Genomic DNA, 9,835 nt, shown 5'->3' on the forward strand with positions numbered 1-9,835 from the left:
GGCCGGGTGGGTCCGAGGGCCCGGCGACGCGGCCCGAATTTGAGCCGCTGGGCCGTCGTGACCTGCGAGAACGATCCGTAGGTTGAGCATGTGACGAAGGACACCGCCCTCAGCCGCCGCCCTGCCCCAGCGCGCCGGCACCTGCGGGCTCGCTTCGGGGGGCACTCCGACGAGGCCGGGCAGGCGTTGCCGGAGTACGTGGGCGTGATCGGGGTCATGCTGCTGATCGTGGGGATCGTGTTCGCCGCGGCCACACCGGTGGGGGCGGACATCGGGGAGCAGTTGATCTGTGCGGTGTCTCCGATCGTCAAGGAGGACGGTCAGGACGAGTGTGCGGACGGGGCCCGTGGCGGTCCTGGCGGTGGCGGCGGGGACGTCGAGGTGCCGGATGACGGGTACAGCCCTCCGGAGGGTGACTGCGAGGAGGACGTCACCTTCGACTCGGTCGACACGGGTCTGAGTAACTGGAACACCTCCGTGGTGCAGATCGGGTGCGTGTGGTATCCGGTACCGACGATCTGCTTCTCGGCGAACATGCCCGAAGGGCTCCTGGACCGCGAGGACGACGAACGGGTCTACCGTGCCGACGAGATCCAGGACTTCGTCGACTGCGTGACCGACGGGCGGGGCGGGCCGAGCGAGGACCCGAACGACGAGAACTGCGCCAACGCCGTGCCCACCAGCGGTGAGATCGACGAGGACGCCCCGCCCATGGTGCAGGTCGGCTGCCGGGAACTGCCGGTGCCCAAGGGGTGTGAGGACGAGTGGGCCGCCTACGAGGACGCCGCCCCGGGCAGGGAACGCGCCGGGGCGTCGGGGCACCTCGCCAACTGCGTCGCAGAGAAGTACGACTCCATCGAGATCCCGTGCGTGGTCGAGGCCACCGGCCACGTGGAGTCCAACAAGGTGTCCTTCCTCTTCTTTCGCTGGGGCAACAGCAACGGCACGCTGATCGAGAAGCTCGGTGACGGACGCATCCGCGTGCACATCCTCAAGGGCGTGGAACAGGGCGCAGGAGTCAGCGGGGACGGCGTCGGTGGCTCGCCGGTCAGCTTCGACATCGCCGGCATCACCGGCTACGAGTCGGACAAGACCTACGAGTTCACCGACATGGACAAGGCCCAGGAGTGGATCGACTGGTACAAGGAGTACGACGCGGTGAACGGCAGGCAGCCCAGCTGTCCGGGTTTCGTCGTCGCCCGTGGCGGGAGCTGCAACAACCCGTACCTCGAGGAGGCTGAGAACCTCAGGGGTGAGGAACCGGAGCACCACGAGCTCGCCGAGGCCGAGAGCGAGATCAAGAAGGTCAAGTTCAAGGGCGGCCTGAGCATGAAGGGCGAGGCCGGACAGTTCGGCCTGGAGGGCGGCATCGAGGGCGGCTACGAGGGTGAGGTGCAGGTCGAGGAGCGGTTGTGGTCCGACGGCAGCCAGACGGCCACCTACACCTCCTCCGACATCGGCGGTTTCCTCATCGGCGCCAAGCTCGGCGGCAAGCAGCCGTTCACCAAGAAGGGCGACAGGACCACCAGCAGCGGCGGCGGGGCCGCCGGCGGCAAGGTCGGCAAGGAGTGGAAGGGCACCACGAGCACCACGGTCGCCTGGGACAAGGAGGGCGAGCTGTCCAAGCTGATCATCACCATGGACGAGCAGGTCATGCAGACCCTCTACAACGCCGGGGTGGACGTCGAGGTGGCCCTGCCCTACGGCTTCGCGGTGGGTGGCGGCTGGAGCAGGTCCGAGGAGGACGGCACGATCTCGACCCGCCAGCTCATCATCGACTTCAACCAGTACCCAGAACTACGCGACACCCTCGGCCCGACGATCGACGAGGTCTTCCCCCGTGATGACGAGGGCAGACTGATCAGGGACGACGTCGAGATCGACGGCAACGACGAGGAGGGCGGCGAACTGTACGAGGCCGCCGAGGACCACGCCAACGTCCGCGAGCTGGAGTACGACGCCAGCAAGGTCACGGAGAACGGCAACGCGGGCCTCTCCTGGCAGGGCCTGGACCTGTTCAAGGTCGAGTGGACCACGGTCGACGAGGAACGGACCCTGTCCGAGTCCTCGTTCGAGGTGACCGACGTCGACGGGAACCGGCAGACGACCTCCCCGGCACCCAAGTGCCGGGACAAGGACTTCGAGCAGCCCGACGACTACTACGAGACCGACTTCTCCGACCCCCCGACGAAGCTCCGGGACTCCGCCCACGACCTCGGTGAGGACTACGCCGACAACAACCGCCCGAAGTACACCGAGGGCACCTACCCGGGCACGGACTACGACGGGGACGTGCCCGGCGACCGGGCCGAGCGGGTCCACTCCCTGCTGGACGAGTACTCCAAGGCGTTCCCGGACACGAACATCCTGGTGGTCAAGGACTTCGACAACTTCACCTTCAGCAAGACCGACGGCCTGGTGCACCTGGCCACCGTGGACGGCATGGACGTGATCGCCCTCGACGAGGGAACCGTCAAGAACAACGGCGACGGCGGCTGGATCAACTGGGGCTTCACCGGCAGCTACGACTACGACAGCGACAAGAAGATCGTGAAGTTCAAGCAGCGGTAGGCCAAGCTGGTCCCCGCCACGTGGATCCTCGTCAGGCCCCCACGGCCAGGCCGATCGCGAGCGCGACGACGCCGAGCAGCGGGATCGCGCCCTGCTTGGCGGCGGCGGGCGCCATGGACGGGTTCGAGAGCACCAGGACCAGGGCGGCAGCCACCATCGACCCGGCGCCGACGAAGACGAGCGTCGCCCCGACGGCCGTGGTCCCCACGGCGGTCAGCACGATGCCGAGGGCGACCTCGACCGCGAGGAACAGGTTGTAGAAGCCCTGGTTGAAGGCGAGGGGCTGGGTCACGCGCGCCTCCTCGTCGGAGGCGACGCCGAACGTCGCCCGTGCGCGGCGGCTCCGCCACGCGACCGACTCCAGGTAGAAGATGTAGACGTGCACGAGGGCGGCGAGACCCGCGAGGACGAGCCCGGTGATGATCATGGCCCGACGGTAGCCGACCGGACGGTCGGCGGCAGTCGGCCGCGCTCCGGGACGGGCTTCGCGGGGAGGGCGTCCGGCGGCTACACCGTGCGGTTGGCCACCGCCGCGGCGAACTCCGTCAGTGCGTCCTTGACCGGGCCTGCCGGGAGCGGAGCCAGCTCGTCGGCCGCCTCCTGCGCCCACGTGCGCGCCAGCTCGCGTGTCTCGGCGAGGACCTCGTGCTCCCGCAACCGCCGCACGACGTCGGCCAGCGCCTCGTCGGAGGTCAGGTCGCCCTCCAGGTCGGCGAGCAGCGCCGCGTCGGCCGTCGTGCCGGCGCCCGGCGCAACGGGTGCGGCCTCCGCGACCCGCTTGCGGAGCAGGAGCGCCGGCATCGTCGGCACGTGCTCGCGCAGGTCCGTGCCGGGGGTCTTGCCGGAGACGGAGCCGTCGGAGGCGATGTCGAGCACGTCGTCGGCGAGCTGGAAGGCGACGCCGACCTTCTCGCCGTACGCCGCCACGGCCTCGACCTGGTCGGTGGGGGCGCCGCCGAACATCGCACCCAGCCGGGCCGACGTCGCCAGCAGGCTCGCCGTCTTGTCGCTCAGCACCTGCAGGTAGTGGGAGACCGCGTCCTCACCCTTGTCAGGCCCCGTGGTCTCGTGCAACTGGCCCAGGCACATCCGCTCGAACGTCTTCGACTGGATCAGCACGGCCTCGGGCCCCAGCTCCGCGACCCGCTGCGACGCGCGCGCGAAGAGCATGTCCCCCACGAGGATCGCCACCGAGTTGCCCCACACCGAGTGCACGGACGGCGCCCCCCGCCGCACGGGCGCGGAGTCCATGACGTCGTCGTGGTACAGGGAGGCGACCTGCGTCAGCTCGACGACGATCGCCGCGTCGATGAGCTCCGGCCGTGCGCCGTCGCCGAGCTCGCCGCACAGGAGGGTGAGCAGCGGCCGGAACCGCTTGCCGCCCGCGTCGACGAGGTGCCGCGCGACGTCGTCGGCCAGGGCGTCCGCCTGGGCGACCGCGGCCTCCAGTGCCTGGTCGACCTCCGTGAGCCGGTCGGCGAGCCGGTTCGCCAGTTCGGTGTCCTGCACGGGGAAGCCCAGCGCCACGGCGGCCACGGCGGGGTCGGTCAGGGCCGCCGCCGTGGCGTCGGTCTCGTGGGGTGCAGAAGTCACGGGACGAACTTACTTCGTACCGGCCCGGTTCGGTGAACCGGGCCGGTGCGCGGGCGGAGTGGGGTCGCCCACACGACGACGGCACGCGGCACGTGCCGGGACGACGCTTCCCACCCCCGCTCCCGGCGAGCGGGTCACGGGGCGAACCGCGTGGCCTGCTCGGCCAGTTCCAGGACCGGCGAGGGGAACAGCCCGAGCAGGAGCGTCGCCAGCGCGCACAGGGTGATCGCCACGGCGGCCGGCCCCCGCGAACCGACGACGACGGCGTCGGCGACGGTCGTCTCGGCCGCCTCCTCGTGCTCCTCGCCGAAGACGGTCACGGTGGCCACCGAGCTCTCCTGGACCGCGGCTCCCTCGACGTCCGTGCGCCGGCCCCCGAGGTCGCCGGCCGCCGGGGTTACGGCGCCCGTGGCCCGGTCACCGTGGGCCTCGGCGGCCGCGCCGGTGGTGTCCCCGGCACCGCCCCGGTCCGCGGCGGCGGCACGGGCGGCGGCCGACATGTCGTCGTTGCTGGGCGTCATCACCATGATGACGATGACCCGGACGTAGAAGGCTACCGCGACCACGGAGGCCAGCACGCCGACCACCGCGAGCCACCAGTACCCCGCGGAGACGGCCGCCGAGAACACGCCGAACTTGGCCACGAACCCGGCCGTCAGCGGGATGCCCGCCATCGACAGCAGGAACAGCGAGAACGCGGCGGTCAGCCACGGCGCCCGGCGTCCCAGGCCGCGCCAGGCGGCCAGGTCGGTGGCCTCGCCGAGGAGCACGCCGTCGGCGGACCGGTCGCGCACCAGCGTGACGACGGCGAACGCACCGACCGTCGCGACACCGTAGGCCACCAGGTAGAAGAGGATGCCCGGGATGACGTCGCCCGCATAGGTGACGACGCCGCCTGCCTGGCTGACGGAGACGACGGCGCCGCCGTCCACCAGCGTCGCGAACCCGACGACGCCCGTCACCAGGAAGCCGGCGTGCGCGATCGACGAGTAGGCGAGCAGCCGCTTCACGTCGGTCTGCACGGCGCCCACCACGGTGCCGACCGCCATGGTCAGCACGGCGATGACGACCACCGCGAGCTGGAGCTGCTCGATCACGTGGGGCGGCATCCCGAAGCCCGCCCGCCACAGCACCTGCACCAGGGCCACCACGGCGGCGGCCTTGGTGGCCGCGGCCATGAAGCCGGTGATCGGGGTGGGTGCCCCCGTGTACACGTCGGGCGTCCAGGCGTGGAACGGCACCGCCCCGACCTTGAACAGCAGTCCCACGACGACGAGCACGACGCCGGCCAGGTACAGCGTGGTCATGCCCTCGGGCAGGCCGCCGGTCTGGGCGACCTGCTGCGCCGCGGTGGAGACGTCGGCGAGCCGCACGCCCACGAACCGTTCGCCGACCGGAGGGGCTGTGCCGCCTTGCGTCAGCAGCCCGATCACCGTCCCGCCGAACCCGTAGATCAGCGCCACGCCGAAGATGAACAGTGCGGAGGCGAACGCGCCCAGCAGGAAGTACTTGGCCGCGGCCTCCTGGGACAGGAGCCGGCGCCGGCGCGCCGTCGCGCACATCACGTACAGCGGGAGCGACAGCACCTCGAGCGCGATGAACATGACGATGAGGTCGTCCGTCGAGGCGAACAGCATCATGCCGCCGGCCGCGAAGAGGAGCAGCGGGTAGATCTCGGTCTGCCGCAGGCCCGCCTCGCGGGCCAGGTCCTCGTAGTGCGTGCCGGGCACCGCGGCGGCGGTGGGGGCGAAGGCGTCCTCGCCCGACGAGGTCCGGTCGGCCACCACGAGCACGCCGAGGAACGCGAGGATCACGATGATCCCCTGCGCCCCGAGCGCGAACGGGGTGAGGAACAGCGTGCCGCCCAGCACCTCCGGGTTGAGCGCCGCCTCGTCGTCGGCGGCCCCGGTCAGGGTCTGCTGGAGCCTGCCCCACAGCAGGCCCACGGCGACGAGCGCGCCGGCCAGGGCCACGAGGGTGAGCACGATCTGCGTCGTACGGCGGGCACGATCCGGCACGAACGCCTCGACCAGCACGCCGACCACGCCGGTGCCCAGCACGATCAGGAGCGGCGCCAGTGCGGCCCACTCGATCTCGGGAGCCGCGAACGCGGTGATATCAACCATCACTCATTCCCTTCCGGGGAGGCGCCGGCGTCGTCCGCGCCGTCGTCCACGGCCTCGACGACGGCGACCGTCCGGGTCGCCGACGCGTCCACGTAGTCCAGCGCGAGCTGCGGCACGAGGCCGAGCACGAGCAGCGCGACCACGAGCGGCGCGGCGACGAGCCGCTCGCGCGAGCCGATGTCGGGCATCCGGTCCAGCCCCTCGGCGACGGCGCCGGTGAACATCTTCTGGTAGGTGAGCAGGATGTACAGCGCGGCCAGCACGACGCCGGGCACGGCCGCCAGCGTCCATCCCGGCGCGGCGCCGTAGGCCCCGACGATCACCATGATCTCCGAGGCGAACGTCGCCAGGCCCGGCAGCGACAGCGTCGCGAGCCCCGCCACGAGGAACGTCCCGGCGAGCACCGGCGTGACGGTGCGCAGGCCGCTGTAGTCCGTGATGACCTGCGACCTGGTCGGGTGCCGCGTGATGAGGAACCCGGCGGTGAGGAACAGCGCGCCGATCGCCAGGCCGTGGTTCAGCATCATGAACGCCGACCCGGCCGTGCCGAGCTCGGTGAACGTGAAGATGCCCAGGATGATGAAGCCGAAGTGGCTCACCGAGGTCCAGCCCACCATCCGCAACAGGTCGGTCTGCCCGATCGCCGCGATCGCGCCGTACAGCACGGACACCACCGCGAGCCCGATCACCAGCGGGGCGGCCCAGCGGGACGCCTCCGGGAACAGCGGCAGGCAGAGGGTCAGCATCCCGAAGGTGCCGATCTTGTCCAGGACACCGATCAGCAGGGTCGACGTGCCCGGCGTGGCGTTGCCGACCACGTCCGGCAGCCAGGTGTGCACCGGGACCAGCGGAGCCTTGATGGCGAACGCGATGAAGAACCCGGCGAACAGCAGCCGCCCGGCGACCGGGTCGAGCTCGAGCCCGGTGAGGTTCGCCGTGAGGAAGGCGTCCTCGGGCCGCAGGCCCGTCTCCGGGTCCACCGGCACCTGGAAGTAGAGGGCGATCACCGCGGCCAGCATGATGAGCCCGCCCGCGAGCGAGAACATCAGGAACTTCACGGCGGCCCGGCGGCGCCGCGGGCCCTGCCCGAACCCGCCGATCAGGAAGTACGCCGGGATGAGCACCGCCTCGAACAGCACGTAGAACAGGAACACGTCGCGTGCCGCGAAGACCGCGACCATGAGGGCCTCGAGGATGAGCACGAGCGCCGTGTACCGGCGCAGGTGCAAGCCGTTGTCGCCCTGCTCGCGCCAGGCGGCGGCCAGCACGAGCGGCACCAGCACGACGGCGAGCGCGACCAGCAGGAGGCTCACGCCGTCGACCCCGAGAGCGTAGGACGCGCCGATCTGCGGGATCCACGCGTAGGTCTCGGAGAGCTGGTACTCGGCGGCGGTCGCCGTGTCGAACTCGACGAACGCCCCGATCAGCAGGAGCACCTCGACGAGTGCGGCGCCGAGCGCCGTCGTCTTGGCCAGGCCCGCACCGCCGGCGCTGCCGCGCCGCGTCCGCACGAGACCGGGCAGCCACACGGCCGCGGCGGCGACCAGCGGGAACACCACGAGCGTGGTCAGCCAGGGAAAGGTCATCTCGATGTCTCCTTACGCTCCGGCCGTCGGCCCGAGGATCGCGACGAGCACGATCACCGCGCCGATGATCAGCACGCCCGCCGCCATGGAGGCGGCGTACGCGCGCACGTACCCGGTCTGTGCCCGGCGCATCCAGGCGCCGAGGGTCGCGAGGCCTGCGGCAAGGGCACCCCAGCCGCGCTCGACGACGCCCGTGTCCGCGATGACGAGCGCCGTCGTGACACCCTGGCCGGGCTTCATGACGAGGCCCTCGTTGACCGTGTCCTGGAAGAGGTCGCGCCGTGCGGCACGGGTCAGCACCGACCCGCGCGGTGCCTCGGCGGGCACGTCGCGCCGGTACATGGCGTACCCGGTCAGCGCCCCGAGGACGACGACGGCGATGGTGGCGCCCATCAGCACGGGGACCGCCAGCACCGGCTCGTGGTGCTCGACGTGCCCCACGCTGGGCTCCAGCCAGGTGGTGAAGATGTTGCCGAAAGCGAGCACGCCGCCCAGCGCGATCGACCCGACCGCGAGGATCACCTGCGGCCAGACCATCAGCGCCGGCGACTCGTGCGGGTGGTACTCGGGCTCGGTCCAGCGCGGCCGCCCCCAGAACGTCATGGTCATGAGGCGGGTCATGTAGAACGCGGTGACACCGGCGCCGATCAGCGCGGCCCCGCCGAACACCCAGGGCTGCCAGCCCTCGCCGGTGAAGGCCGCCTCGATGATCTTGTCCTTGCTCCAGAACCCGGAGAACGGCGGGATGCCGAGGATCGCGAGCCAGCCGAAGAACATCGACCACGCGGTCAGCGGCATGACGCGGCGCAGCGCGCCGAACCCACGCATGTTCACCTCGTCGTTCATGCCGTGCATCACCGAGCCGGCGCCGAGGAACAGGCCCGCCTTGAAGAAGCCGTGCGTGAGCAGGTGGAAGATCGCGAAGGCGTAGCCCACCGGGCCGAGCCCGGCCGCCAGCATCATGTACCCGATCTGCGACATCGTCGAGGCGGCCAGCGCCTTCTTGATGTCGTCCTTGGCGCAGCCGACGATCGCCCCGAAGATCAGGGTCACCGTCCCGACGATCACGATGACGAGCTGCGCCGTGGGCGCGGCATCGAGGATCGGGCCGGAGCGCACCAGCAGGTAGACGCCCGCGGTGACCATCGTGGCGGCGTGGATGAGGGCGGAGACCGGCGTCGGGCCGGCCATCGCGTCGCCGAGCCACGCCTGCAGCGGGAACTGCGCCGACTTGCCGCACGCGGCCAGCAGCAGGGCCAGGCCGACGGCGGTGGCGGTGCCCTGGTCGAGCGTGCTCACCGCGCCGGTGGCCTCGGCCAGGCCTTCGCCCGCGCCCGCGTCACCGGCGTCGAACAGGGTCGAGAAGTCGAGCGCGCCCGTGTGCGCGAACAGCAGCGCCATGGCGACGATCAGCCCCATGTCGCCCACCCGGTTCATCACGAACGCCTTCTTCGCGGCCACCGCGTTGGGCCGCTTGTGGTCCCAGAACCCGATGAGCAGGTAGGACGCCAGGCCCACACCCTCCCAGCCGACGAACAGCACCAGGTAGGAGTCGGCCAGCACGAGCACCAGCATCGCCGCGATGAACAGGTTCAGGTACGCGAAGAAGCGGCGCCGGTGCGCGTCGTGCGCCATGTACTCCACGGAGTAGAAGTGGATGAGCGTGCCCACGAAGGTCACCAGCATCACGAAGGTCATCGACAGAGGGTCGAGACGCAGCCCGAGGTCCACGTCCAGGCCGCCCGCGGACATCCACGTCCACAGGCGCTGGTCGGCGACCCGCTCGGCGGGGTCCGCGCCGATCATGCGGAACAGCAGCCAGATCCCCAGCACCGCCGAGGCACTGGAGGCGAGCACGCCGATCCAGTGCCCCCACTTGTCCAGCGCGCGCCCGCCCAGCAGCAGGATCGCCGCGCCGATCAGGGGGAAGCCCACCAGCCAGGGGGCATACCCGATCAC

Annotated in this window: 6 protein-coding genes; 1 reads left to right on the plus strand and 5 read right to left on the minus strand. The window is 71.0% G+C overall.

Annotation, left to right across the window (positions count from 1 at the left end):
- The first annotated feature begins 90 nt into the window (after positions 1-90).
- On the plus strand, positions 91-2,571 hold the full coding sequence (locus tag EDD34_RS18050) for a hypothetical protein (protein WP_246012552.1): 2,481 nt from the start codon (positions 91-93) through the stop codon (positions 2,569-2,571).
- A 31-nt stretch (positions 2,572-2,602) separates the two neighbouring features.
- On the opposite strand, the gene EDD34_RS18055 is transcribed toward EDD34_RS18050, so the two are convergent.
- The 5 genes from EDD34_RS18055 to nuoL form a co-directional block, all read right to left on the minus strand.
- The gene (locus EDD34_RS18055; RefSeq protein WP_123815800.1) at positions 2,603-2,998 is read right to left on the minus strand and encodes a DUF1304 domain-containing protein; all 396 of its coding nucleotides are present in this window, start codon (positions 2,996-2,998) and stop codon (positions 2,603-2,605) included.
- Between the two features lie 80 nt (positions 2,999-3,078).
- Positions 3,079-4,164: a polyprenyl synthetase family protein gene (locus EDD34_RS18060; protein ID WP_425462363.1), complete on the minus strand. Its 1,086-nt coding sequence runs from the start codon at positions 4,162-4,164 to the stop codon at positions 3,079-3,081.
- A gap of 134 nt (positions 4,165-4,298) precedes the next feature.
- Positions 4,299-6,290: an NADH-quinone oxidoreductase subunit NuoN gene (gene nuoN, locus EDD34_RS18065; RefSeq protein ID WP_123815801.1), complete on the minus strand. Its 1,992-nt coding sequence runs from the start codon at positions 6,288-6,290 to the stop codon at positions 4,299-4,301.
- Positions 6,290-7,876, minus strand: coding sequence for an NADH-quinone oxidoreductase subunit M (locus tag EDD34_RS18070; protein WP_123815802.1), 1,587 nt, complete (start codon positions 7,874-7,876; stop codon positions 6,290-6,292). Before EDD34_RS18070 ends, nuoN begins: the two co-directional genes overlap by 1 nt.
- Positions 7,877-7,888: 12 nt before the next feature.
- Complete coding sequence (gene nuoL / locus EDD34_RS18075) at positions 7,889-9,835, minus strand: NADH-quinone oxidoreductase subunit L (RefSeq protein ID WP_123816642.1); 1,947 nt, start codon at positions 9,833-9,835, stop codon at positions 7,889-7,891.

Source organism: Myceligenerans xiligouense (assembly GCF_003814695.1).
Lineage (GTDB): Bacteria > Actinomycetota > Actinomycetes > Actinomycetales > Cellulomonadaceae > Myceligenerans > Myceligenerans xiligouense.

What these genes read in the sequence shown, in the direction of transcription:
- nuoN (WP_123815801.1), bottom strand. Translation starts at nt 6,290, where the DNA reads ATGGTTGATATCACCGCGTTCGCGGCTCCCGAGATCGAGTGGGCCGCA.
- EDD34_RS18055 (WP_123815800.1), bottom strand. Translation starts at nt 2,998, where the DNA reads ATGATCATCACCGGGCTCGTCCTCGCGGGTCTCGCCGCCCTCGTGCAC.
- EDD34_RS18070 (WP_123815802.1), bottom strand. Translation starts at nt 7,876, where the DNA reads ATGACCTTTCCCTGGCTGACCACGCTCGTGGTGTTCCCGCTGGTCGCC.